The sequence below is a fragment of the Nonomuraea sp. NPDC004702 genome, assembly GCF_053601695.1.
The window spans coordinates 1-22,783 of sequence record NZ_JBSGCE010000050.1 but is presented as its reverse complement, the minus strand read 5'-3'; the positions used below and the strand labels follow the sequence as shown (position 1 = coordinate 22,783).

At 73.8% G+C, this 22,783-nt stretch carries 26 protein-coding genes; 15 read left to right on the top strand and 11 right to left on the bottom strand.

The features are described from left to right. Nucleotides 1-8: 8 nt before the first annotated feature. Together ACWEJ6_RS40270 and ACWEJ6_RS40265 are read right to left on the bottom strand one after the other, a co-directional pair. A complete protein-coding gene (locus ACWEJ6_RS40270) occupies nucleotides 9-911 on the bottom strand; it encodes an aldo/keto reductase (protein WP_452430775.1) in 903 nt (300 codons plus the stop codon). 1 nt (nucleotide 912) lies between these two features. Further along, nucleotides 913-1,938, bottom strand: a complete 1,026-nt coding sequence (locus tag ACWEJ6_RS40265) for a hypothetical protein (protein ID WP_452430773.1) — start codon at nucleotides 1,936-1,938, stop codon at nucleotides 913-915. A gap of 85 nt (nucleotides 1,939-2,023) precedes the next feature. Here ACWEJ6_RS40265 and ACWEJ6_RS40260 point away from each other — a divergent pair, with 85 nt between their 5' ends. Beyond that, a complete protein-coding gene (locus ACWEJ6_RS40260; protein WP_452430771.1) occupies nucleotides 2,024-2,620 on the top strand; it encodes a TetR/AcrR family transcriptional regulator in 597 nt (198 codons plus the stop codon). A gap of 7 nt (nucleotides 2,621-2,627) precedes the next feature. Here the strand turns inward: ACWEJ6_RS40260 and ACWEJ6_RS40255 are convergent, their stop codons facing one another. Together ACWEJ6_RS40255 and ACWEJ6_RS40250 are read right to left on the bottom strand one after the other, a co-directional pair. After that, a complete protein-coding gene (locus ACWEJ6_RS40255) occupies nucleotides 2,628-3,263 on the bottom strand; it encodes a GNAT family N-acetyltransferase (RefSeq protein WP_452430769.1) in 636 nt (211 codons plus the stop codon). 57 nt (nucleotides 3,264-3,320) lie between these two features. Further along, on the bottom strand, nucleotides 3,321-4,502 hold the full coding sequence (locus tag ACWEJ6_RS40250) for an FUSC family protein (RefSeq protein ID WP_387682192.1): 1,182 nt from the start codon (nucleotides 4,500-4,502) through the stop codon (nucleotides 3,321-3,323). Between the two features lie 112 nt (nucleotides 4,503-4,614). Between ACWEJ6_RS40250 and ACWEJ6_RS40245 the strand changes: the two genes are divergently transcribed. Both ACWEJ6_RS40245 and ACWEJ6_RS40240 read left to right on the top strand, forming a co-directional pair. Continuing rightward, on the top strand, nucleotides 4,615-4,944 hold the full coding sequence (locus tag ACWEJ6_RS40245) for a cupin domain-containing protein (protein ID WP_357981041.1): 330 nt from the start codon (nucleotides 4,615-4,617) through the stop codon (nucleotides 4,942-4,944). A 157-nt stretch (nucleotides 4,945-5,101) separates the two neighbouring features. Further along, nucleotides 5,102-5,578, top strand: coding sequence for a hypothetical protein (locus ACWEJ6_RS40240; protein WP_352363651.1), 477 nt, complete (start codon nucleotides 5,102-5,104; stop codon nucleotides 5,576-5,578). On the opposite strand, the gene ACWEJ6_RS40235 is transcribed toward ACWEJ6_RS40240, so the two are convergent. Next, a complete protein-coding gene (locus ACWEJ6_RS40235) occupies nucleotides 5,544-7,340 on the bottom strand; it encodes a glycoside hydrolase family 15 protein (protein WP_452430766.1) in 1,797 nt (598 codons plus the stop codon). The genes ACWEJ6_RS40240 and ACWEJ6_RS40235 overlap by 35 nt on opposite strands. Nucleotides 7,341-7,358: 18 nt before the next feature. Continuing rightward, nucleotides 7,359-8,456, bottom strand: a complete 1,098-nt coding sequence (locus tag ACWEJ6_RS40230; protein ID WP_449917221.1) for an enolase C-terminal domain-like protein — start codon at nucleotides 8,454-8,456, stop codon at nucleotides 7,359-7,361. 101 nt (nucleotides 8,457-8,557) lie between these two features. Here ACWEJ6_RS40230 and ACWEJ6_RS40225 point away from each other — a divergent pair, with 101 nt between their 5' ends. The 3 genes from ACWEJ6_RS40225 to ACWEJ6_RS40215 all read left to right on the top strand — a co-directional run bounded on the left by ACWEJ6_RS40225 (nucleotide 8,558) and on the right by ACWEJ6_RS40215 (nucleotide 10,154). Then, a complete protein-coding gene (locus tag ACWEJ6_RS40225) occupies nucleotides 8,558-8,773 on the top strand; it encodes a hypothetical protein (RefSeq protein WP_352324434.1) in 216 nt (71 codons plus the stop codon). Next, nucleotides 8,770-9,234: a Clp protease N-terminal domain-containing protein gene (locus tag ACWEJ6_RS40220; RefSeq protein ID WP_387682204.1), complete on the top strand. Its 465-nt coding sequence runs from the start codon at nucleotides 8,770-8,772 to the stop codon at nucleotides 9,232-9,234. Before ACWEJ6_RS40225 ends, ACWEJ6_RS40220 begins: the two co-directional genes overlap by 4 nt. 83 nt (nucleotides 9,235-9,317) lie before the next feature. Beyond that, on the top strand, nucleotides 9,318-10,154 hold the full coding sequence (locus ACWEJ6_RS40215) for an SMP-30/gluconolactonase/LRE family protein (RefSeq protein WP_452430762.1): 837 nt from the start codon (nucleotides 9,318-9,320) through the stop codon (nucleotides 10,152-10,154). A 20-nt stretch (nucleotides 10,155-10,174) separates the two neighbouring features. Here the strand turns inward: ACWEJ6_RS40215 and ACWEJ6_RS40210 are convergent, their stop codons facing one another. Further along, on the bottom strand, nucleotides 10,175-11,170 hold the full coding sequence (locus tag ACWEJ6_RS40210; RefSeq protein WP_452430760.1) for a serine hydrolase domain-containing protein: 996 nt from the start codon (nucleotides 11,168-11,170) through the stop codon (nucleotides 10,175-10,177). 126 nt (nucleotides 11,171-11,296) lie between these two features. Next, a complete protein-coding gene (locus ACWEJ6_RS40205; protein ID WP_387682213.1) occupies nucleotides 11,297-11,749 on the bottom strand; it encodes a MarR family winged helix-turn-helix transcriptional regulator in 453 nt (150 codons plus the stop codon). 114 nt (nucleotides 11,750-11,863) lie between these two features. On the opposite strand from ACWEJ6_RS40205, the gene ACWEJ6_RS40200 reads away from it, so the two are divergent. After that, a complete protein-coding gene (locus tag ACWEJ6_RS40200; protein WP_189650423.1) occupies nucleotides 11,864-12,040 on the top strand; it encodes a hypothetical protein in 177 nt (58 codons plus the stop codon). A gap of 222 nt (nucleotides 12,041-12,262) precedes the next feature. Here the strand turns inward: ACWEJ6_RS40200 and ACWEJ6_RS40195 are convergent, their stop codons facing one another. Continuing rightward, nucleotides 12,263-12,682: a MarR family winged helix-turn-helix transcriptional regulator gene (locus tag ACWEJ6_RS40195; protein ID WP_358297465.1), complete on the bottom strand. Its 420-nt coding sequence runs from the start codon at nucleotides 12,680-12,682 to the stop codon at nucleotides 12,263-12,265. Nucleotides 12,683-12,780: 98 nt separating this feature from the next. On the opposite strand from ACWEJ6_RS40195, the gene ACWEJ6_RS40190 reads away from it, so the two are divergent. Together ACWEJ6_RS40190 and ACWEJ6_RS40185 are read left to right on the top strand one after the other, a co-directional pair. Continuing rightward, nucleotides 12,781-14,235 carry an MFS transporter gene (locus ACWEJ6_RS40190; protein WP_452430757.1) on the top strand — a complete coding sequence of 485 codons (1,455 nt, stop codon included), beginning with the start codon at nucleotides 12,781-12,783 and terminating at the stop codon, nucleotides 14,233-14,235. A gap of 80 nt (nucleotides 14,236-14,315) precedes the next feature. Beyond that, complete coding sequence (locus ACWEJ6_RS40185; RefSeq protein ID WP_452430755.1) at nucleotides 14,316-15,266, top strand: sulfotransferase family protein; 951 nt, start codon at nucleotides 14,316-14,318, stop codon at nucleotides 15,264-15,266. 99 nt (nucleotides 15,267-15,365) lie between these two features. On the opposite strand, the gene ACWEJ6_RS40180 is transcribed toward ACWEJ6_RS40185, so the two are convergent. After that, nucleotides 15,366-16,271, bottom strand: coding sequence for a hypothetical protein (locus tag ACWEJ6_RS40180; RefSeq protein ID WP_452430753.1), 906 nt, complete (start codon nucleotides 16,269-16,271; stop codon nucleotides 15,366-15,368). Nucleotides 16,272-16,470: 199 nt separating this feature from the next. Between ACWEJ6_RS40180 and ACWEJ6_RS40175 the strand changes: the two genes are divergently transcribed. From ACWEJ6_RS40175 to ACWEJ6_RS40155, 5 genes are all read left to right on the top strand, one after another. Continuing rightward, entirely contained in the window at nucleotides 16,471-16,947 is a 477-nt protein-coding gene (locus tag ACWEJ6_RS40175) for an NUDIX hydrolase (RefSeq protein ID WP_387682226.1), read from the top strand. 276 nt (nucleotides 16,948-17,223) lie between these two features. Beyond that, nucleotides 17,224-18,045 (top strand): SDR family NAD(P)-dependent oxidoreductase, encoded by an 822-nt coding sequence (locus tag ACWEJ6_RS40170; RefSeq protein WP_452430751.1) that lies wholly within the window; start codon nucleotides 17,224-17,226, stop codon nucleotides 18,043-18,045. Between the two features lie 162 nt (nucleotides 18,046-18,207). Next, nucleotides 18,208-19,359 carry a sensor histidine kinase gene (locus ACWEJ6_RS40165; RefSeq protein WP_452430748.1) on the top strand — a complete coding sequence of 384 codons (1,152 nt, stop codon included), beginning with the start codon at nucleotides 18,208-18,210 and terminating at the stop codon, nucleotides 19,357-19,359. Beyond that, nucleotides 19,356-20,012 (top strand): response regulator transcription factor, encoded by a 657-nt coding sequence (locus ACWEJ6_RS40160; protein WP_452430746.1) that lies wholly within the window; start codon nucleotides 19,356-19,358, stop codon nucleotides 20,010-20,012. Before ACWEJ6_RS40165 ends, ACWEJ6_RS40160 begins: the two co-directional genes overlap by 4 nt. Nucleotides 20,013-20,197: 185 nt before the next feature. Beyond that, nucleotides 20,198-20,986, top strand: coding sequence for an alpha/beta fold hydrolase (locus ACWEJ6_RS40155; RefSeq protein ID WP_397157711.1), 789 nt, complete (start codon nucleotides 20,198-20,200; stop codon nucleotides 20,984-20,986). An 11-nt stretch (nucleotides 20,987-20,997) separates the two neighbouring features. Here ACWEJ6_RS40155 and ACWEJ6_RS40150 read toward each other — a convergent pair whose 3' ends face one another. Continuing rightward, nucleotides 20,998-21,381 carry a VOC family protein gene (locus ACWEJ6_RS40150; RefSeq protein ID WP_452430744.1) on the bottom strand — a complete coding sequence of 128 codons (384 nt, stop codon included), beginning with the start codon at nucleotides 21,379-21,381 and terminating at the stop codon, nucleotides 20,998-21,000. A 485-nt stretch (nucleotides 21,382-21,866) separates the two neighbouring features. Here ACWEJ6_RS40150 and ACWEJ6_RS40145 point away from each other — a divergent pair, with 485 nt between their 5' ends. After that, nucleotides 21,867-22,511 (top strand): TetR/AcrR family transcriptional regulator, encoded by a 645-nt coding sequence (locus ACWEJ6_RS40145; protein WP_452430742.1) that lies wholly within the window; start codon nucleotides 21,867-21,869, stop codon nucleotides 22,509-22,511. The last annotated feature ends 272 nt before the right edge of the window (nucleotides 22,512-22,783 follow it).

The window sequence follows — 22,783 nt, the reverse complement described above, 5'->3', positions numbered from 1 at the left end:
CGCCTCCCCTACGCCGGGCCCAGGCGGGCGCGGACGGCCGCCTCCACGTCGGGCGGCAGGGGGCCCTTGCGGGCGGCGGCAACGTTGGCCCGCAGGTGTTCCGGCCGGGCCGAGCCGACGATCACCGAGTGCAGCTCCGGATGGCCGAGGATGAACCGGAGCAGCAGTTCGGTCACCGGCGCGCCGTCCGCCAGCTCCTCCAGGCGGGCGGCGGCGAGCCTGGCGTGGCGCTGCGCCAGCGGCCGGCGCACCGGCTCCGGCACGGCCTCCGGCGGCGGCGCGAGCGAGCGGGCCACCGCCCCGCGGGCGATCGTGCCCGCCCCGCTCGCCGCGGCGGCCCCGACGAGCCCTTCGTGGGAGCGGTCGAGCGCCGAGTAGGGCAGCAGGAACACGTCGAACGCGCCCGTCGCGATGTGCTCGGGGAGGTGCGGCAGCTCCCCCGACATGCCGGTGAAGCGGATCAGGCCCTCGTCCTGGAGTTCCCGCATCCCGGCGACGGTGTCCTCGGCCGCCATCACCGAGACGCTCGGGCTGAGGTGCACCATCAGGACGTCGAGATGGCCGGTGCGCATCCGGCGCAGGCTCCGCTCGACGGCCGCGCGCACGTTCGCCCTCGTGTAGTCGTGCGCGGGGTCGCCGTCGGCGAGGGGGCAGCCGCACTTGCCCGCCAGGACGAACTCGTCGCGGCGGTGCCCGATCCAGCGGCCGATGTGCTCCTCGGCGTCGCCGTAGTCGGGCGCGGTGTCGATGAGGTTCACCCCGGCGTCGAGGGCCTCGTTCAGCACGGCGCGGGCCGCGTCGTCGGACACCGGCGGGCCCCAGGCGCGGGGGCCGCGCAGCTCCATGGCGCCGTAGCCGAGGCGGCTCACGCGCAGGCCGGTGCGGCCCAGTGTGGTGGCAGGGAGCGTCATGTCAGTGCCTCGCGTAGTGGCCGGCGACGGCGGCGAAGGCGGCCTTGGGGTCCCAGGGCAGGCCGGGGTAGGCGGCGCCGGAGCGGTCCTCGTAGACCTTGACGACGCCGTAGCTGGCCAGGTCCAGGTCGTCGCGGGGGTCGCCGTCGGGGCGGTGCGGGTGGTCGCGCAGCGCGAAGGTGAACACGAAGGTGCTGTCCACGCCGGCGGCGTCGAAGAGCTCCAGCAGCTCCCGCACGTACGCGGCCTGCCCCTCCTCGTCGCGGACGTGCTCGCCGGTCAGCCGGAGGGGCTCGCGGGTGCCCGGGGCGTACTCGACGATCTCCAGGCCGAGCGCGCCCCGGTCGCCCGCGCCGCGGTAGGTCGCCGAGCCGAACTCGGTGATCGCGACCGGCCTGCCCTCCGCGACGAGGCCGCGCACGCCCTGCTCGAACACGTCCACGATCTCGGCCGACCGGTAGAGGTCCACGGAGACGAGGTCGAACGGCGTCCAGTCGACGCCTTCGAGCGGCACGGAGGCGTAGGTCACCCGGCCGCCGAACCGCTCGCGCACGACGGCCACCGCCCGCCCGAGGAAGTCGTTGACCCGCGTGCGCACGCCGCCGACCAGCTCGCGCACCCGGTCCGGACGGCTCAGCAGGGCGACCCGCTCGTCGATGTCGTCCCCGGGCAGGAAGCCCTTGCTCATCAGGCACAGCTCGGCGCCGGTGACGAAGACCACCTCGGCGCCGCGCCGCCTGAGCCGTTCGGCGCGCTCGGCGCAGTCGGCGAACAGCGCCAGCATCTGCTCCTCGGTCAGCTCCAGCGGATAGGGCGAGAACCAGACCTCCAGCCCGAGGTCGGCGGCGTGACTGGCGGCGATCTCCAGGCGGTCGGGGTCGCCGCCCATGACGCGGACGGCGGTGCAGTGCAGGTCGTCCCGGATGACGCGCATCTCGCGGGCCACCACGTCGGGGTCGAACCCCGGGTGGCCGATCGTCCCGTTGACGACGAACCCGGTGTCGTAGCTGATGCCTTTGGCACGCATGGGTGCTCCTTCCTGCTTTACGGTACTGACCGTACCTTAGCCTATATGAGGTACGGTCGGTACCCTCAGACCGAGGAGGGTGGCGATGGCCGAGGCAGGCGGGCGGACACGGCGGCGCGGGGTGGCGCTGGAGGAGGCGATCCTGAGCGCGGCGGCCGACGAGCTCACCGAGTCGGGCTTCGCCGGGCTGACCATGGACAAGGTCGCCGCCCGCGCCGGCACCAACAAGAACGCCATCTACCGCCGCTGGCCGGGCCGCCTGGCCCTCGGCGTCGCCGCCTACAAACGGCTGGCCACGACGGTCTCGCCGCCCGACACCGGCGAGCTGCGCGGCGACGCCCTGGAGCTGCTGCGCCGGGCCAACCGCTACTGGAGCTCGCCGTTCGGCGCGATCCTGCGCGACCTGATCGCCGCCGCGGGCGGCGCCGCCGAGCTGCTGGCCCAGCTCCAGGAGCAGTCGGACGACGCGGTGGCCGCGCCCTGGCTGGCCGTCCTCGAACGGGCGGTGGCCCGCGGCGAGGCCGCCCCCGAGTCGCTGCGCCCGAGGGTCGCCACGGTGGCCATCGTGCTGCTGCGCAACGAGTTCGTGGTGCGAGGGGCGCCCAGCGCGCCCGACGACGTCCTCGTGGAGATCGTGGACGAGGTCTTCCTGCCGCTGGTCCGGCGAGGTCAGGACGCCTGAGGCGGGCTCACCAGAGCCGGTCGATCTCCCCGGGGTGGAGCTCGACGCGCGCGTGGTGGAACGACAGCCGGTGCGCCCGGCCGTGGGGCGAGGGGAAGTCGCCCATCGTGACCTTGTCGAACCCGGGCAGGTCGCTGGGGAAGGGCGCCTGCGGGGTGCCGCCGACCAGCACCGCGCCGGGGATCGCCGACCAGCCGGCGCTCTCGTAGAAGCCCTGGAGCGGCCGGTCGCAGGTGAACAGGGCGACGTCGAAGCCCGCGTCGGCGATGGCCGCGCGCGCGGCGCCCACCAGGCGGCGGCCGTGCCCCCGGCCGCGGGCGGCCTTCCTGGTCACCACGGTGCTCAGGCCCGCGGCGCGGAACCGATGGCCGGCATGGGTGAGGGTCTTGGACAGGATGTCCAGGGCGGCCAGGACCGTGCCCTCGTCCCGCCCGTCGCCCTCGTCCCGCGCGTCGCCCTCGTCTCGCCCGTCGCGCTCGTCGAGGAGGAGCATGGTGCGGGGGGCGAGGGCGGGGTCGTGGGCGGGGCCGCCGCCGTCGGGCGCGGGGAAGTCGTGGCCGGGCCAGGCCTCCCGTTGCAGGTCGCGCACCTGGGCCAGCAGGTGCGCAGGCGCGTCCGGCTCGGAGAACGACCTGATGGGCATGGTTCCCGAGTGTGCCGCGCGACGGCTCCCCGGGCAAACGGAAGCCGGTCGGACGGGTCAGGGGCGGGTGGCGGGCGAGGGGCGGTTGTCGTCGTCCTGGCCGCCGGGCGTGGCCGCCAGGATGTCGGTCAGGACCGCCAGGATGCGTTCGGCGTCGGTGAGCAGGCTGCCGCTCAGCGCCCAACCGGCCGGGTGGGCGACCTCGCCCTTCTGGATCTCCGTCGTCATCTGGTCGTGGATGCGGCTCGCCTGCGCCTCCGCCCGGCCGAGCAGGGTGCGGGCCCTTCCGAGGTCCGGGTCGCGCCGTACGGTGGCGGTCAGGGCGTCGCCCAGCACGTCCAGGAGGTCGGCGTAGTCGCGGGCGTAGTCGGGGCTGACGTCGGTCGAGGGCCCGTCGTGGTGTTCCAGGTGGGCCAGGGCGTGCACGATCGTGTGCACGTGCGCGGCCAGCGTGGTCAGCCGGCGCAGCACCTGTTCGTGGTCCTGGGCGGCCGTGACCGGGTGGAGGCTGTGACGCAGGTTGTAACGGCGGCTCTCGGCGCCGTCGGCCACGGCGGCGGCCGCGTCGGCCAGGTGCTCGTCCAGCCGGACGGCCTGGCGTTCCCAGTCGGGCAGCGCCGAGAGGTTCCACTCGTCCCGTAAGCCCTCGGCGACGGAGGTCAGCAGCGCGGCCGTCTCGCGGGCCAGGCGGCGCACGGCCGCGTCGGGCCGGTCGCGGTACAGCGGCGGCCACAGCACGCTGTTGACCAGCGCCCCGCTCAGCGCGCCGATGGCCGTGGCCAGCACGTACGCCAGCAGATAGCGCTCCTGGGAGGCGGCGGCGAAGGAGAGCAGCAGCACGGCGGTGGTGGCGACGTCGGAGCCGTGGTTGCCCATGCGGTGCCAGCGGGCGGCGACCAGCGCGGGCGGCACGACCAGGACCAGGCTGAGCACGCCCAGGCCGAGCAGGTGCCCGATGCTGCCGGCCAGGATGACCCCGGCGCCGACCGCGGCGACCCGGCGCAGGCCGTTGGTGAGCGTGCGGTACACGGTGGCGTGCACCATGATCACCGCGGTGGCGGGGGCGATCCAGGTGGCGCCGAGCGCCAGCAGCCGGCTGGCCGTCAGCCAGGCCAGCACCGCCGCCAGCGTCGCCTTGGCGATCTGCAACGCCTGCAACCGCTGGTACGACCCCGGCTTGGCCAGCCCGGCGGCCTGCCCGCGCACGTACGACAGCTCACGCTTGACGGCCGCGGACAACCGGCCACTCCAGCCACGCCACATGACGTGACATTTACCCACATTTAGGGCAAGCCACAAGCATCTTCCCGCCGTCGGGCCCGCCCGCGCCGGCATGAGAGGATCACGGGCCATGGAGATCATCGACAGCGGCCGGTTCGAGCCCGCCCCGGACGGTTCCGCCAACTTCGCCGAGCACCTGAGCGTGCCCGCGCTCAGCTTCGGCACGTACTCCATCCCGGCCGGCGCCGTCGACGGCCAGTCGCCGCACGCCGAGGACGAGATCTACGTCGTCACCAGCGGGCGCGCCTCCTTCACCTCGGGCGGCGTCACCATCGAGGTCGGCCCCGGCACCACCCTGTTCGTCCCGGCCCGCGAGGAGCACCGCTTCCACGACGTCACCGAGGACCTGGTGACGCTGGTGTTCTTCGGGCCCGCCTACAGCGGCGTCCCCACGTCCTGACGCCCCCGGCCGTCAGGCGCGCGAACTCGTGGGCCGCGAGCGCGCCACGAGCGCGCCGCGCTGAGGAGACTGGAGGGCGGGAGCGGCCGGCCGGCCGTTCCCGTCGCGTGACCGTCGCCCACCGTTGCCGCCCGGCCCTGACGAGATGAGAGCCCTCATGACTGTCACCCCAGCCCAGCTGCGCGACCTCGCGCGCCGCGCTCAGGACCTCGCCGCCGAGGTGCGCTCGCTGTGCGACACCGAGCCCGCCGGATCCCCCGAGGGCGACCAGCTCCGGGCCGCGCGGCACGCCGCCGACTGGCTGGACCGGGGCGGCGAGGACCTGCAACGGGCGGCCGGCGACCTGGCCCGGCTGCGGGCGCAGCGCGAGCAGGTCTGCGGCATGCCGTGGGGCGTCTGCCCCGAGCACGGCAACACCCTGTCCTACCGGGCGAACATCACCGAGTGCCGGGTCTGCCACCGCACCTGGCCGCAGGACCGGGCCGGCCGGCCCTGCCAGGAGCTGGTCCGGTGGAAGGTGACCGACCAGGCCGGGACGGTGACCAGGATGTGCGACGGGCACGTGCTCGGCGCCCGCGCCGTGCTGCACGGGGCCACCTTCACCCGGCTTGATGCCGAGGGCGCCCAGGCCTGAACCTGCCCGACAGCACGGTGGCGCTGTTGATCACCGAGACGTGGCTGTAGGCCTGCGGGAAGTTGCCGACCTGCCGGTGGTGCACGGTGTCGTACTCCTCCGACAGCAGGCCGACGTCGTTGCGCAGGCCGAGCAGCCGTTCGAACAGCTCGGTGGCCCGGCGCCGGCGGCCGGTCGCGGCCAGGGCGTCGGCCAGCCAGAAGGAGCAGGCCAGGAAGGTGCCCTCGCCGCCGGGCAGGCCGTCGATCTCCTCGTCCTCGGCCTGGTAGCGCAGGACGAGACCGTCGTGGACGAGGTCGCGGGCGATCGCGTCCACGGTGCCGACGACGCGCGGGTCGTCGGGCGGCAGGAAGCCGAGGCGCGGGATGAGCAGCAGGGCCGCGTCCAGGCCGGTCGAGCCGTAGTACTGGGTGAAGGTGTTGCGTTCGGCGTCGTAGCCGTGGGCGCAGACGTCCTGGTGGATGCGTTCGCGCAGGGCGCGCCAGCGGCCGACCGGGCCGTCGCGGCCGAACGCCTCGACGGCCTGGATCATGCGGTCGGCCGCGACCCAGGCCAGCACCTTGGAGTGCACGAACTGGCGGCGCGGCCCCCGGGTCTCCCACAGCCCGTTGTCGGGCCGGTCCCAGATTCCTTCGAGGTAGTTCATCAGGGCGTTCTGGACGTCCCAGGCCTCGTCGTCGATGGCCAGGCCGGACCGGCGGGCCAGGTGCAGGCAGTCGAGGGTCTCGCCGTAGACGTCGAGCTGGAACTGGCCGGAGGCGGCGTTGCCGACGCGTACCGGCTGGGACCCCTCGTAGCCCGACAGCCAGTCGGCGGTCCATTCGGCGATGCGCCGGCCGCCCTCGACGGTGTACATGATCTGCAGGTCGGCGGGGTGCCCGGCGACGGCCCGCAGCAGCCATTCGCGCCAGGCGCGCGCCTCGGCGTCGTAGCCGGCGGTCATCATGGCCTGGAGGGTGAAGCTGGCGTCGCGCAGCCAGCAGTAGCGGTAGTCCCAGTTGCGCGGGCCGCCCAGCCGCTCGGGCAGCGAGGTGGTGGCGGCGGCGACGAGCCCGCCGGTGGGGGCGTAGGTGAGGGCCTTGAGGGTGAGCAGGCTCGTGCGGACGGCCTCGTCGTAGTCCCCCTGGTAGCCGCACCGGCGGGCCCACTCGCGCCACAGCCGTTCGGTGTCGGCCAGGGCCTCGGGCGGGTCGACGGGTTCCGGGCGCGGCAGCCACGACTGCTGCCAGGTCAGCGCGAACGGCACCCGCTGCCCCTCCCCCACCGTGAACGAGGCGGTGGTGCGGTGCCGGTCGGCGTCCGGGCACAGCTCGACGGGGGTGCGCAGCCAGGTGGCGTCGCCGCCGGCGACCGCGGCCAGCACGCCGGGCTCGTAGCGCAGCCAGGGGACGTCGTGGCCGTAGTCGAAGCGCAGCACCAGTTCCATGGTCATCTCGACCCGGCCGCGCACGCCCTCGACGATCCGCACCACGTCGGGGGCCTCGCCGCGGGGCGGCATGAAGTCCACCACCCGGACGCTGCCGCCGGGGCCGTCCCAGGTGGTCTCCAGGATGAGGGTGCCCTCGCGGTAACCGCGGGAGGTGGCCCGGCCGCCGCCGGCGGGGGCCAGCAGCCAGCGTCCGGCGGACGGGCCGTCGAGCAGCGCGGCGAAGCAGGCGGGCGAGTCGAAGCGGGGCAGGCACAACCAGTCGATCGAGCCGTCGCGGCCGACGAGCGCGGCGGTGTGCATGTCGCCGATCAGGGCGTAGTCCTCGATCCGCATCGGCGCCCGCTCCTTCCGTCAGGCCACGCGGTGGGGTTCGGCGGCGGCGGCGCGCAGCTCCAGCCCGTGGCCGGGGGCGTCGGGCCGGGGGCGGGCCAGGCCGCCGGAGGGGTCGGCGGCGCCGTCGAACAGCTCGGCCTCGATGCGCTGGTGGTCGTGGAACCATTCGACGTGGCGCAGGTTGGCGGTGCTCGCGGCGGCCGGGAGGTGCAGGTTGGGCGCGCAGTGGGCGGACACCTGCAGGTTGTGGCCCGCGGCGATCGCGGCGGCGGCGAACCAGCCGGTGTAGCCGCCGCAGCGGGTGGCGTCGGCCTGGAGGCAGTCGACGGCCTGGGCCTGGCACATGCGGGTGAAGTAGGCGGGGTCGCAGCCGTACTCGCCGGCGGTGACGTCGGGGGCGGCCCGCTCGCGGACGAGCCGCAGGCCCGGCAGGTCGTCGGAGGAGACGGGCTCCTCGAACCAGGTCACGTCGTGCTCGCGCATGCGCGCAGCCAGGCGGACGGCCTGTTTGGCGGTGTAGCCGCCGTTGGCGTCGACGTACAGCTCGGCCCGGTCGCCGATGACGCGGCGGGCCAGGGCCACGCGGTGCAGGTCGCGGTCGGGGCGGGTGCCGGACGACTCGCCGATCTTGATCTTGACGCGGCCGATGCCCCGCTCGTGGACCCAGTGGGCGAGCTGGGCGGTGGTGGCCTCGTCGTCGTAGGTGGTGAAGCCGCCCGAGCCGTACAGCGGGACCTCGGGCCGGGCGGCGCCGAACAGGCGGGTCAGCGGCAGGCCGAGCAGGCGCGCCTTGAGGTCCCACAGCGCCACGTCGGCGGCCGAGACGGCGTAGCCGGCGACGCCGGGACGGCCCGCGTTGCGCACCTGCCGGACCATCGCGGCGTGCAGGGCGGGGATGTCGGCGGCGTCCGCGCCGGTCAGGACGCCGGCCAGCAGCTCGGTGACGACCGAGGCGGCGGCGGCCGGGGCGTAGGTCCAGCCGGTGCCGGTGACGCCCGCGGCGGTCAGGGTGACGACGACCATGGTGGTGGACCGCCAGGCCAGCGTGCCGTCGCCTTCCGGCTGGTCGGTGGGGATGCGGTAGGCGGCGGCCCCGGCGTTCTCGATCGTGCTCATGACATCCCTGGCCCTACCCGGTGGCTCCCGGTGTGACGCATCGGCCCCCGTTTAAGCAACCTGAATTGCCTGTCCCGGTGCGGACGCCTAGGGTGGCTGGAATGTCAGTCAAGGAGCCCGCGGACGCGCTCGCCGCCGTGGTCGCGCTGCGCCGCCTGGCCGACCAGCTGGAGGACGCCGCCGTGGAGCAGGCGATGCGGGCGGGCTGGAGCTGGCCGCAGGTGGCCGAGGCGCTCGGCGTCACCCGCCAGGCGGTCCACAAGAAGCACGCCAAGCGGCTCATCGCGGCCGGGGTCGAGCTGAGGAGGCGGGCATGAGCGGCGCTTTCGACCGCTACCTGCACGACGTGCTGATCCGAGGGGAGGCCGAGGCGCGCGCGGAGAGCTCCCCCACGATCGAGGCCCACCACGTGCTGCTGGCCATGGCGGCGCCGCAGGACACCGCGGCGCGGGCGATCCTGGCCGAGGCCGGGCTCGACCAGGCGGGGGTGCGGGCGGCGTTGCGGCGGGAGTTCGAGCACAGCCTCGCCGCGGCCGGGGTGTCGGCCGCGGCCTTCGACCTGCGTTCGACGCCCGACCCCGAGCGGCGGCCGCAGCTCGGGGCGTCGGTCAGGCTGGCGATCGAGCGGCTGGCCGCCACCCATCGCAAGAAGGACCTGCGGCCGGTCCACGTGCTGCTCGGCGTCCTGCAGGCCGAGGTGGGCACGGTCCCGCGGGCGCTGGCCCTGGCGGGGATCGACCGCGCCGCGCTGGCCGAGCGCGCCCGCGCCGCCCTGTAGATCAGGCGCGGATCTTTTTCCTCCCGGCGATGTCGATCCGGGCCCCCGCCCTTCGTGTAGAGGGCAGAAGGAGGCATGACGACATGACCGAGACGAAGACATTGGTGACCGGGCTGTGCGTGGGCGAGTCGCCGCGCTGGCACGAGGGCAGGCTGTGGTTCTCCCACTGGGGGGTGCAGGAGATCGTCGCCGTCACCCCGGACGGCGAGCGCGAGGTGGTCGCCCGCGGCCCGAAACCCGCCGGGTTCTGCCTCGGCCGGCTGCCCGACGGCCGCCTGCTGGTGACCGGCGAGCACGAGCTGCTGCGCATGGAGCCGGACGGCACGACGTCCGTCCACGCCGACCTGGGCGAGCTGCCGGCCGGGCCGAACGAGGTCGTCGTGGACGGCCGCGGCCGGATCTACGTGAACTGCGTCGGCTTCGACTTCGGCCGGGCCGACTTCGCACCCGGCGTGATCGCCCTGGTCGGCCCCGGCGGCGAGGCCCGGGTGGTCGCCGAGGACCTGTACTTCCCCAACGGGATGGTGGTGACCCCGGACGGCTCCACGCTGATCGTCGCCGAGTCCTGGACGCGGCGGCTGACGGCGTTCGACATCGACGCGGACGGCGGGCTGTCCGGCCGCCGGGTGTGGGCGCCCATCGGCGGCGACGGCATCTGCATGGACGCCGAGGGCGCGATCTGGACCCAGGTGGACGACGAACAGGGGTCCGCCTGCGTACGGGTGCGCGAGGGCGGCGAGGTGACCGACCGGATCGAGCTCGACCGGGCCTGCTTCGCCGCCGCGCTCGGCGGCCCGGACGGCCGGACGTTGTTCATGACCGTCGCGGTGTTCCCGGGCGTCGAGCGGATGGCGGAGATGTTCGCCGGCCGGACGGGCGAGGTCAGGACGGCCGACGTGGCCGTCCCCGGGCTCGTCTGAGCCGGTGGGGGCCCGCGCCGTCAGCCGAACTCGGCCTGGAACAGGTCGGCGCAGGTCCCCAGGAAGTCGCCCCAGTCGCCGTTCACGTTGGCGACCAGGGTGTGGCCGCCCTGCCGGTCGCCCATCGCGTACGTCATCGACCCCTGGATGTAGCCGCCCCCGCCCCAGAGCGTGACGCCGGACGGGAACCGCTGGGAGTAGACGCCGAGCCCGTAGCGGGCGCCGGGCACCCAGCCGGCGCCCTCGGTGGGCACGGTGGTGAACATCTCCTCCTGCTGGGCGGGCGGGAGCAGCCGCCCGCCCAGCAGGGCGGCCAGGAAGCGGTGGAGGTCGGCCGTGGTCGAGACCATGCCGCCGGCGGCCCAGGCCCACGACAGGTCGGCGTCGGTCACGTCGTGGCGGACCGTCTCCTGGCCGGTCTCGTCCTGGCCGGAGTAGTGGCGGGCGTGCGGGTCGCGCAGCCCTTCGCCGGCCGCGGGCAGGTACGTCCCGGTCAGCCCCAGCGGGGCCGCGACGCGCCGGTCGATCTGCTCGGCGAGCGTCGAGCCGGACGCCGCCTCGACGATCATCCCGGCCAGGTTGTAGTTGACCTTGGAGTAGACGAACCGCTCGCCCGGCTCCCCGGCGGGCGGGGTCTCCTGGCCGGGGATCGCGTCCGGCAGGCCGCTGGTGTGGTTGAGCAGCAGCCGCAGGGTGATGCGGGCGGCGTCGGCGCCGGGGAAGTACTCCTCGACGACACCCGGCAGCCAGGTGGTCACGGGAACGTCGAGGGCCAGGTCGCCGTCGGCCGCCAGGCCCAGCACGACGGTCCCGACGAACGCCTTGGTGAAGCTGCCGATGCGGAAGTGCTCCCCGGGCCCGCGGGGGCGGCCGGTCTCCAGGTCGGCCACGCCCGCGGCGCCGAACCACGGCGGGTCGTCGCCGTCCCGGACCTCGGCCACGACGCCGGGCCCGCGGTCGCCGGCCACCAGCCGGTCGAGCACCTGTCGCAACCTCGGACGATCGGCGTGAGTCATGGACATGCTGCCTCCAGCGACACGAAAGGGATCCGCGAACGCGAGCAACCGTAGTTGACTATCCTGGACATAGTCAACCGCGGTTGCTTATCGGGGCGTGCGGCGGGCGCTGTGCGGCGGGCGGGGTCAGGCGTCGCGGCGGGCCGAGGCGATCAGGCGCATCAGCGCGGCGTGCAGGTCCTGGAGCTCGTCGAGGTCCATGCCGAGCCGGGCGACGATGGCCGGCGGGATCTTCTCCGCCTCGGCCCTGAGCTGCCGGCCGGCGGGCGTCAGGGTGACGGCCAGGGCGCGCTCGTCCTTGCTGTTGCGCTCGCGGTGGACGTAGCCCAGCGCCTCCAGCCGCTTGAGCAGCGGGGACAACGTGCCGGGGTCGAGCTGCAGGAGCTCGCCCAGCTCCTTGACCGACAGCGGCTCGTGCTGCCAGAGGGCCAGCATCACCAGGTACTGGGGGTGGGTCAGCCCGAAGGGTTGCAGGAGCGGCCGGTAGAGGCCGATCACGCTGCGCGAGGCGATGCTGAGGGCGAAGCACACCTGCCGGTCGAGCGCCAGCAGGTCTGTCGCCTCTGTCACAGGCTCCATGCGTGTACGCCTCCGATGCCGTCTGGTAACTTACTTTGTGTACAAACTAATAGCCTGCAAATCGATGCCACACAAATCGTACCCGTGGCCGGGCCGCCGAAAGAGGGACACCTCATGTTTCACCGCAAGCCGCTGGAGGAGCGCATCGCCGAGCGTCAGGCCAAGCTGCCTCCACTGAAGGAGGGCAAGCACTTCGAGCACGGCCCGGCCAAGTTCGTGTTCGTCACGCTGCTGGTCGTGGTGGTGGTCACGCACCTCGTCGGCCTGGCCATCGTCATGCACTTCGCCTGATCTGCCGGGAACATCCCGGCGGCGGCCGCCGTTACATCCCTCGTGGCCGGTGTGCCCAGTGTCCCCGGGCCTCACCTATCGCCTTCGCGGACTACCGTTCGGCTGGAGCCGCGTTGTGCACCTCGCCGAGAGGCGACACGCACACCGGTGCCCACGCGTTGAGGGCCCCCCGCCCGTCCCGGCGGGGGGCCCTCGCGCGTGTCCAGGACCGGGCGGCCCGGCTCAGGCACGCGGCCAGGGGCGGCCGGCCAGGCGTTCGATGTCGGTGTTGAAGCGCCTGAGGTAGGCGGCGAAGGCGGCGACGTCCTCCGGCGACCAGTCGGCCATCACCTTCTCCAGGCCGCGCACGTTCCGCTCGCGCTCCTCGGTGAGGCTGCGCTCGCCCTCCGCGGTGAGGCGGAACTTGCGGGCGATGCCGCCCTCGGGGTCGGGGATGCGTTCGACCAGGCCGGCGCGCAGGAGGGCCGAGGTGTGCCGGTTGAGGGTGGAGACGTCCAGGCCGAAGGCGTCGCTGAGCTGCCCGATGGACATCGGGCCCGAGCCGTGCAGCCGCCGCAGCAGGAGGTGGGCACTGCGGTCGTAGTGCCGGTGCCGGCCGAGCAACATCGTCTCGAACTCGATGAGATGTGTGGGCTTTTCCATCCCAATCCCCCCTTTCGCGAGATATGTGCACCTTACATGAATTGTGTACATAACACATGATGTGTAGCGTGCACATCCTTCGACGACGGGAGAACAACGTGGGGGGCTCCACATCCACCGCCCGCCCCGGCGGCATCGTCAGCGTGATGGCGGTGGCCGGCATCGTCGCCTCGCTCATGCAGACCCTGGTCGTGCCGCTGATCGGCGAGCTGCCGCGGCTGCTGCACAGTACCGCCTCCGACGCCTCCTGGGTGATCACCGCCACCCTGCTGGCCGGCGCGGTCGCCACGCCGGTCACCGGACGCCTCGGCGACCTGTACGGCAAGCGCCGCATGATGCTCGTCTGCACCGCGCCGCTGATCGCCGGGTCGGTGATCTGCTCGCTGGCCGGGTCGCTCGCCCCCATGATCGTCGGGCGCGGGTTACAGGGCATGGGCATGGGCCTGATCCCGCTCGGCATCAGCGCCCTGCGCGACCTGCTGCCGCCCGAACGGCTCGGCCCCTCGATCGCGCTGATGAGCTCGTCCATGGGCATCGGCGGGGCCCTCGGCCTGCCGGTCTCGGCCGCGGTCGCCGAGTACGCGAGCTGGCGGGTGCTGTTCTGGGGCTCGGCCGTGCTGAGCGTGCTGATCGCGGTGCTGGTCCGGGTGCTGGTGCCGCCCACTCCCCCGCTGCCCCGCGAGGGCGCGGCCGGGCGGCTGGACGTGCCGGGCGCGCTCGGCCTCGGCGCGGGGCTGGTGTGCCTGCTGCTGGGGGTCTCCAAGGGCGCCGACTGGGGCTGGGCGAGCGGCACCACGCTCGGGCTGCTCGGCGCGGCCGCGCTGATCCTGCCGGCATGGGCCCTGTGGGAGCTGCGCGCCGCGGAGCCGCTGGTGGACCTGCGGGTGACCGCCCGGCGGCAGGTGCTGCTGACCAACCTCGCCTCCATCATGGTCGGCTTCTCGATGTACGCCCAGGCGCTGATCGTCATGCAGGTCCTCCAGCTCCCCGCGGCCACCGGCCACGGACTGGGCCAGTCGATGCTGGCCGCCGGCCTGTGGATGGCCCCCTCCGGCCTGATGATGATGGCGGTCTCGCCGCTCGGCGCCCGGCTGTCGGCCGCGCGCGGCCCGAAGGTCACCCTGATCGCCGGGAGCCTGGTCATGGCGCTCGGCTACGGCTCCTCCATGGGCCTGCTGGGGTCGGCCTGGGGCATGCTGGTCGTCACCTGCGTGTGCAGCCTCGGCGTCGGCCTCGCCTACGGGGCGATGCCCGCTCTCATCATGGGCGCGGTGCCCCGGTCGGAGACGGCCGCGGCCAACAGCTTCAACACGCTGATGCGCTCGATCGGGACGACGGTCTCGGCGGCGGTCGTCGGCGTGATCCTGTCGCAGCTGACGATCCGGCTCGGCGCGCACACGCTGCCGTCGGAGGCCGGCTTCCGTACCGGGATGCTGGTCGGCTGCGGGGCTGCGCTGGCCGCCGCGGCCGTCACCATGGCGCTGCCCGGCCGTCGCGGCGGCCGGACGGCCGGGGACGAGGCCGCCGCGTCCGTCACGCCCGCCCGACGGTGACGTCGCGGGAGCCTCTTGGCTTCCTACACATTTGGTAGGAAAATCAGGCAATACCGGTTCTCGTCACTGGGAGGCTGACGGTGCCCTTGCCCGATTTCCTGATCGCGGGAGTGCCCAAAGCGGGGACGACGGCGCTGCACACCGCGCTGCACCCGCACCCCGACCTGTTCCTGTCGCCCATCAAGGAGCCGAAGTTCTTCCTCACCGACGGGCCACCGCCCGGACGGGGCGGACCGGGCGACGCCGAGACCTACCGGGAACACGTGTGGCGGCGCGCGGACTACGAGGCGCTGTTCGCCGCCGCGCCCCCCGGCACCCTCGCCGGCGAGTCCACCCCCTTCTACCTGTACGACCTGGACGCCCAACGCCGCATCCGGGAGACGATCCCGCACGTCCGGCTCATCGTGAGCCTGCGTGACCCGGTCGAGCGCGCCCACTCCAACTGGACCCACCTGTGGTCGGCCGGCCTGGAACCGATCGGCGACCTCGTCCGCGCCTGCGAGGCCGAGCCGGAGCGCATCGCGGCCGGCTGGGCGCACTTCTGGCACTACACCGCCCTCGGCCGGTACGGCGGGCAACTCGCCCACCTGTTCACCCTGTTCCCCCGCGACCAGGTGCTCATCTTCCGTTACCGGGACATCGTGGACCGTCCGGCCGAGACACTTGACCGCATCTGCGGCTTCCTCGGCGTGCGGCAGGGGCTGCTCACCGGCGTCCCGAGGGAGAACGTGACCGCGCACCCGGACCCCGGCGCGCGGCACGCCTTGCTGTCCACCCTGCGCCGCACCCTTCCCGCGGCCCTGTCCAGGCCGCTGGAGCGGCTGCTCCAGCGGAGCGGCCGGGCGCGCCGGCCGCTGGAGTGGGCGCAGCGGCAGCGCCTGATCCCCTACTTCGCGGCGGACGTCGAGCTGCTCCAGCAGGTCACCGGCGAGGACTTCAGCGACTGGCTGCGGCCGCGGGAACGTTCGGGCGGGCTGGTCGGCAGCCGGCCGCCCGGCCAGCGCCAGGCCAGAAACGGCCGCGCCCCCTGACCACGAGCCCCCTGAGCACGGGCCCCTGACCACGGCCTCCCTGACCACGGGCCTCTGACCACGGGCCTCTGACCGCGACGCCGACCGGGGACGGGCCGGTCAGCGGGGCGGGCGGAGTTCCGTGCGCAGGTCGTGGGCGCCGTCGGCGCGCGTGTACTCGTAGTAGAGGCGCAGGCCGCCGTCCGGGAGGTCGACGAAGGTGAGGTAGCGCAGGCCGCCGCCGTGGTGCGGCGACATCGCGGCGGGCCGGTCGCCCAGGGCGGCCAGCGCGTCGGGGTCGGCGCCCACGGCCACGCCGGTGCGCTCCTCGTAGTTCTCCTCCGCGCTGCCGCGGCCGTCGTAGAAGGCCACGACCCGGTCGCCGTCGAAGCGCACGGCGCTGATCCGGACGCCGCGGGCGTCCCACAGGCCGGGGCGGCCGGTCAGGGCGGTGCCGTGCCAGGTCCAGTCCAGGCCGTCGGTGCTGGTGGCGTAGTCGGTCACCATCCGGTCGGCCTCGTCGGGGTCGGCCAGCGGATGGCAGGAGGCCCACAGGTGCCACACGTCGCCGCACCGTACGATCACGGTGTCCTTGACCCCGGTCTTGGGGTCGCCCGGCAGCACCGTCGTGCGGGTGCGCGGGTCGAACGCGGCGGGATCGGCGGCCTCGACGACCTCCACCCGCCAGTGCTTGGTGCCGGGCGTGGCGCAGCTCAGGTACAGCCGCCAGCGTCCCTGCGGGGTGCGGACCAGTGCGGGCCGCTCCAGCGACTCGGCGTCCATCTCCTCGCGGGTGATCGTGGTCAGCGGCTCGAAACGCTCGCCGTCGGACGAGCGGGCGACGACGACCGCGTACCCGCGGCCCTCGCCGACCGGGCGGCGCAGGCGGTAGGCGAGGTAGATCAGCCCGTCCGCGGCGACGGCGCTCGGCGCCCCGGCCCAGTGGCCGTGCGCCGGGACCGGCGGCTCGACCGCCACGACGGCGCGGCCGGGATCGGGGAGCAGGGCGTTCTCGTCGATCGACATGGAACCGAGGCTAGGCCAGGACGTGGAGCCGGACATGGCTGCTTACCTCTCCTTGGGATTATCCTTATTACCTATAGACTTTATGGGGTTATGGCCGTCCGCCGCATGCCCGGCACGCCGGAAGTGCGGGCGCGTTTGCGCGGCGCCGGGCGCGCAGCGACCCCTCCGGCGGCCTGCTTCCCACGCATATGCTGGTCCGATGCCAACCCCTGAGTTCGTCCTCGCGCTGCGCGAAAAGATCGGCACCGAGCCGCTGTGGTTGTCCGGGGTGACCGCGGTCGTGCTGCACGAGGACCAGGTGCTGCTGGTCCGCCGGAGCGACACCGGCGCCTGGACGCCCGTGACCGGCATCATCGACCCGGGCGAGCAGCCGGCCGACGCCGCGTTGCGCGAGGTGGCCGAGGAGACCGGCGTACGGGCCGTCGCGGAACGGCTGGCCCTGGTGCACGTCACGCGCGAGGTCACCTACCCCAACGGCGACCGGGCCCGCTACCTCGACCTGGTGTTCCGCTGCCGCTGGCGGTCCGGCGACCCCTATCCGGCCGACGGCGAGAACAGCGAGGCCCGCTGGTTCCCCCTGCGGGAGCTGCCGGACCTGAGCGCCGACATGCGCGCCCGCCTCGACGCCGCCCTCGCCGACGCCCCGGCCGCCCGCTTCCTCACCACCGACCACTGACCGCGCACGCCCACCTCTGACTGCGGGCCCCTTCACCGCGCGCCCCTTTACTGCAGGCCCCTTCACCGCGTGGCCCTTTACTGCGGGCCCCTCAGCGCGCGCCCCCTCACCACCCTCACCGTGCGACCCCTGACTACGGGGCACTTCACCGCGCGGCCCTTGAGTGCGGGGCCCCTCGCCGCGCGCCCCCTCGCGCGCGGCTACGGGCCGCCCCGGCGTGGCGGGTGCGCTGCCCCGCGATCTATGGTGGTGGCCGGATGCGGAAGGATCGGGCCCATGGCGGGAAAGACCATCGTCCTGACCGGCGCCAGCGACGGCATCGGCCGTGCCGCGGCACGCGCCCTGCGACAGCGGGGCGACGAGGTCGTCCTCGTCGGCCGGTCGGCCGACAAGACCGCGGCACTGGCGAAGGAGCTGGCGGCCGACCACCACGTGGCCGACTTCGCGCGCCTGTCAGAGGTACGCGACCTGGCGGCCACCCTGCTCGACCGCCACCCGGCCATCGACGTGCTGGTCAACAACGCCGGGGCCATCATGGGCTCGCGCACCACCACGCCCGACGGCCACGAGGCGACCTTCCAGATCAACCACCTGGCGCCGTTCCTGCTGACCACGCTGCTGCTGCCCCGGCTGCTGGCCGCCGGCGGCACGGTCGTCACGACGTCCAGCCTGATCAACACCCGCGCCCGGCTCGACCTCGACGACCTCGACGCGGTGCGCCGCTACTCGGGCAGCCGGGCGTACGCCAACTCGAAGCTGGCCAACATCCTGTTCACCCGCGAGCTCCAGCGCCGCCACGGCGCGGACGGCCTGGCCGCGGCCTCCTTCCATCCCGGCGTGGTGGCCACCAACTTCTCCGGCGGCGGCGACAGCGCGGCGCGGCTGCTCTACCACACGCCGCTGAAGCGGTTCCTGCTCACGCCGGAGCAGGGCGCCGACACCCTGGTCTGGCTGGCCACCTCGCGACCGGGCGCCGACTGGGCCCCCGGCGGCCACTACGAGAAGCGCCGCCCTTCGGCCGTCCACCGCCTGGCGGACGACCCCGGCCTGGCACGCCGCCTGTGGGAGCGCAGCCAGGCCCTCGTCGAGCCCGCCTGACCTGTGGGATCGCAGCCAGGCTGCTCGTCGAGCTCGCCTGACCGGTCCCACGGCCCTGACCGGTCTCACGGCCGCGGGCGTGAGCGGTGGGTGGCGGAGGCCGACCCCGTCATGCCGGTGTTAGGTCGGTGGCGGCATCCTGGAGTCCCCGGAAGGAGACAGATGCCGCCACGTCCCAGACTGCCCGCACGTACGGTCCGGCTGCGCTTCACCCTCCTGTACGGCGGGCTGTTCCTGGCCTCCGGCGCGGGCCTGCTGGTCCTGGTCAACCTCGTCGGCATGCCGCTGTCGCGGACCGAGCCGGTGCCGGGCCGGCCCGGCGGCGGGCCGGCCCCGGCCGCCGCCGAGGAATACATCGCCCTGCTCCAGGCCCAGCTCGCCGACGTGCACGCCACGCAGTCGCGTCAGCTCCTGGCGGGGTCGGTGCTCGCGCTGGCCGTCATGGCCGTGGTGTCGATCGTGCTCGGCCGGGTGGTCGCGGGCCGGGTGCTGCGCCCGCTGCGCACGATCACCGCCGCCACCCGCCGCATCTCCGCCGACAACCTGCACGAACGCCTGGCCGTGCCGGGCCCGGCCGACGAGGTCAAGGACCTGGCCGACACCATCGACGGGCTGCTCGCCCGTCTGGAGGACGCCTTCGCCGCGCAGCGCCGGTTCGTCGCCGACGCCTCGCACGAGCTGCGCACCCCGCTGGCCACCATGCGGGCGCGGCTGGACGTTGCCGTGGCGAAGCCGGAGCCCGTACCAGACCAGACGCTGGCGCTGGCCGACCGGCTGCGCACCGACCTCGACCAGGTCGACCGGCTCCTGGAGGGCCTGCTCGCGCTGGCCCGCGCCCAGCACGGCAGCCTGCCCGACGCCGCCGCGATCACGCTCGGCGACCTGGTACGGCACACCCTGGACGCCCGCGCCGCCGACCTCGCGGCCCGTCGCCTCACCCTGGACGACGAGGGTGTCGCTGAGGGAGTGCGGACGCGGGGCAGCGTCGCGCTGGTCGCGCGTATGGTGCACAACCTCGTCGACAACGCGATCGTCCACAACCAGGACGGCGGCTGGATCAGGGTCGAGGCCGCGGCCGACGGCCAGTGGGCACGCCTGGTCGTGGAGTCCGGCGGGGACCGGCTCGACCCCGGACAGGTGGCGCGGCTGGCGCGGCCGTTCCAGCGGCTCGGCGCGGACCGCACCGGGTCGGCGGACGGCTCGGGACTCGGCCTGTCGATCGTCGCGGCCGTCGCGCAGGCGCACGGCGGCGGCCTCGACCTCGCGGCCCGCCCCGAGGGCGGGCTGCGCGCCACCGTGCGGCTGCCGGCATGAGGGTGCTGGTGGTGGAGGACGCGCGGGCGCTGGCCGCCGTGCTCGCCGAGGGCCTGCGCGACCAGGGCATGGCCGTCGACGTCGCCCACGACGGGCTGGAGGCGGCGGCCAAGCTCGACCTCGCCCCCTACGACGTGGTGCTGCTCGACCGCGACCTGCCGGGCATCCACGGCGACACCCTCTGCCAGATGCTCACCGACCAGGACGAACGTCCCATGGTCCTGATGCTGACCGCGGCCGGCTCGCCCGGCGACCGGGTGAGCGGGCTGACCCTGGGCGCCGACGACTACCTGGCCAAGCCCTTTCACTTCCCGGAGCTGGTGCTGCGGGTGAGGGCGCTGGCGCGCCGCCGTCCCGGCGCCCGGCCGCGCACGTTGCGCGGGGCCGGGATCGAGCTCGACCCGGTGCGGCACACCGTCACCCGGGACGGCCGTCCGCTGGAACTCTCGGTCAAGGAGTTCGCCGTGCTGGAGGCGCTGCTGCGCGCGTCGCCCGGCTTCCTGAGCACCGAGGCCCTGCTCGAACAGGTCTGGGACGAGCACGCCGACCCGTTCACCAACACCGTGACCGTCACCGTCGGCCGCCTGCGCCGCAAGCTGGGCGAACCGCCGGTGATCAGCACCCGGCCGGGCGTGGGGTACCGGATCGGGTAGCGGGTCGTCCGGCGCTCGCCGGTGATCTTCACCGGCGAGGGTGCAAGGTCAGACCAGGGGCTGATGCGCGACGGGGTTCCGTCTGCGATCGTGAGGGCGTGAGGGCGGCTGGGGGCGCACCCTGGCGGTGATCGTCCGCGCGACGGGGCCGGTCCGCCCCTGGTGAGGAGGCAGGAGGAGACGCCGTGATCAGATTCGGCTATGCCGACACCCCGTTCGGCCAGATCCATCACGCCTCGTGCGGCACGGGCGAGCCGGTGCTCCTGCTGCACCAGACCCCCCGCTCATGGGACGAATACCGCGAGGTGCTCCCCCTGCTCGGCCGCACCCGGCGAGCCATCGCCATGGACACGCTCGGCTTCGGCAACTCCGCCCGCCCGCCCGAGCACTCGATCGAGACCTACGCCGCCGGCGTGTTAGCCCTCATGGACGCCCTCGGCCTGCCGCGAGCCGCCGTGGCCGGGCACCACACGGGCGGCGTCATCGCGGTCGAGACGGCGGCGCGCGCACCCGACCGCGTCACCGCCCTGGTGCTGTCGTCCACGCCTATGGTCGACCCCGAAGGGCGGCGGCGTCGTGCGGGCCATCCCTCCATCGACGCCGTGCGCGAGCAGTCCGACGGCTCCCATCTGGGCGAGTTGTGGAGCCGGCGGGCCCCCTACTACCCGTGGCCCCTGTTGAGCCGGTTCGTCCGCGACGCGCTGACGGTCCTGCCGGAGGTGGAGCGCGGGCACGAGGCGGTGGCCGCGTACCGGATGGAGGAGCGGGTCGGGCTGGTCCGCTGTCCGGTGCTGGTCGTCGGAGCCACCGACGACCCCTTCGCCTTCCCCGAGCTCGAACGCCTGGCCGCCGCCCTTCCCCACAGCACCCAGGCCGTGGTCAAGGGCGGCGTGATCCCGCTGGAGCACCAGGCGGCGGAGTTCGCGGCGCTCGTGGCGGACTTCCTCGACGGCCAGGCCCGCGAGACCGGCTGAGGCGGCCCCTGTCAGGCGGGAGCCACCCACTCGACGAACTGGATGACGATCCCGTTGGGGTCGGTCACCTGGAACAGGCGCTCACCCCAGGGCTCCTCGCGCAGCGGCATGGTGATCGCGACGCCCGCGTCACGCAGCAGCTTCTCCTGCCCGTCCAGGCCGCCGTCCAGGGTGAAGGCCAGGATGAGGCCGGAGGCGTGCTGGTCGCGCTGCTCCGGCGGCAGGACCTCGATGCCACGGGCGAGCAGCACGATGTCCATCGCGTCGGCGCGGGTGAGCGAGGCGAACCCGTCCGCGGCGACCCGGACGGTGTAGCCCAGGTGTTCGGTGAAGAACGCCTGGGAGGCGGCGACGTCGTCAACGGTGAGCGAGACGGTGGACGTGGTGATCTGCAAGAAGGTCTCCATGAGAGATGAGAACGGCTGAACGAAACACGAGCCGCCGGTCAGGACGACCCTGCCCGACGTCGACCACGACGGCCCACGCCCCCAGCGGCCGTGGCCCGCCGTGGCCGTGGCCCGAAGCGGACGGCGTCGGCGGTGAACGTGGTCAGGGGTGAGGAGCGGTCGTCGCGGGAGGGGGATCAGTGAGCGCGGCGGCGGGGGAGGTTGCGGGTCACTTGCGGGTCCTGCCATCCCCGTGCGCCATGGTCGGCGGACGGTCTGCGGACTCCGCCGCCCGGGAGGGAAGAGCGCTGCGACTTGCGTTCACGGCCCTCCGACGCCCCGAGGTCGATCTTGAAAGCTACAGCCGGGAAGCGCTTGAGTTCCAAGCAGGTTCTCCTCTTCGTTCGTCGGTCGCAAACTTACGACGGACGTAAATATAGCCCGAGGGTTCGAGGGGTGTCAACATAAAAATACGACGAGGGTAAGATTCCTTCATGGCTCACGAGACCTCGCCCGCACCCGGCCTCCGCGAATCCAAGAAGCAGGAGACCCGGCAGCTCATCTCCGACCACGCCACCAGGCTGTTCATCGCCCAGGGGTTCGAGCAGACCACCATCGCCGAGATCGCCACCGCCGCCCGCATCGCCAAGAAGACGGTGACCAACTACTTCCCCCGCAAGGAGGACCTGGCCTTCGACCATCAGGAGGCGTTCACGTCCGCCCTGGCCGACGCCGTCGCCGCCCGCGGTCCCGGCGAGTCGGCCCTGTCCGCTCTACGACGTGCCTTCCTGGCCTCCGTCGCGGCCCAGGACCCGGTGGCGGGGTTCTCCGGACCGGAGTTCGCCCGCATGATCGCCGACAGCCCCACCCTGACGTCCTGCCTGCGCGGCCTGCACGACCAGCGCGAACAGCACCTCGCCCAGGCCCTCGCCGACGCCACCGGCACGACGGCAGACGACATCACCGTCCAGACCGCCGCCGGGCTGCTGGGAACCGTGCACCGGGTGCTGTTCCAGCGCATCCACGAGCTCACCCTGGCGGGCCTGCCCAACGACCGCATCGCCGACACGATCGCCCCCGACGCCACCCGCGCCTTCGACCTCCTCGAACCCGCCCTCTCCAACTACGCCCCCGCCTGAAGGCCCGCCTGAGCCGCAGAAGGCCGCCTCCCCAGTCCCGGTAGGCCGCCCCTGGTCTCAGGAGCCGTCTAGGCTCAGGACGGGCCGAGGCTCAATGGCTGCCTCTCAGCCTCAGGAGCCGCCCGGGTCAGGGGCAGCTGGAGGGCGGGGCCCCGGGTCGCCGGGAACCCGAGGCCCCGCCGGACTCTGGGGCGCCCGTGTTCAGAAGCGCCCACCCGATCGGAAGAGCGGCGTGGAGGGAAAGAGTGTTGGGACGGAGGGGTGGATGTCGG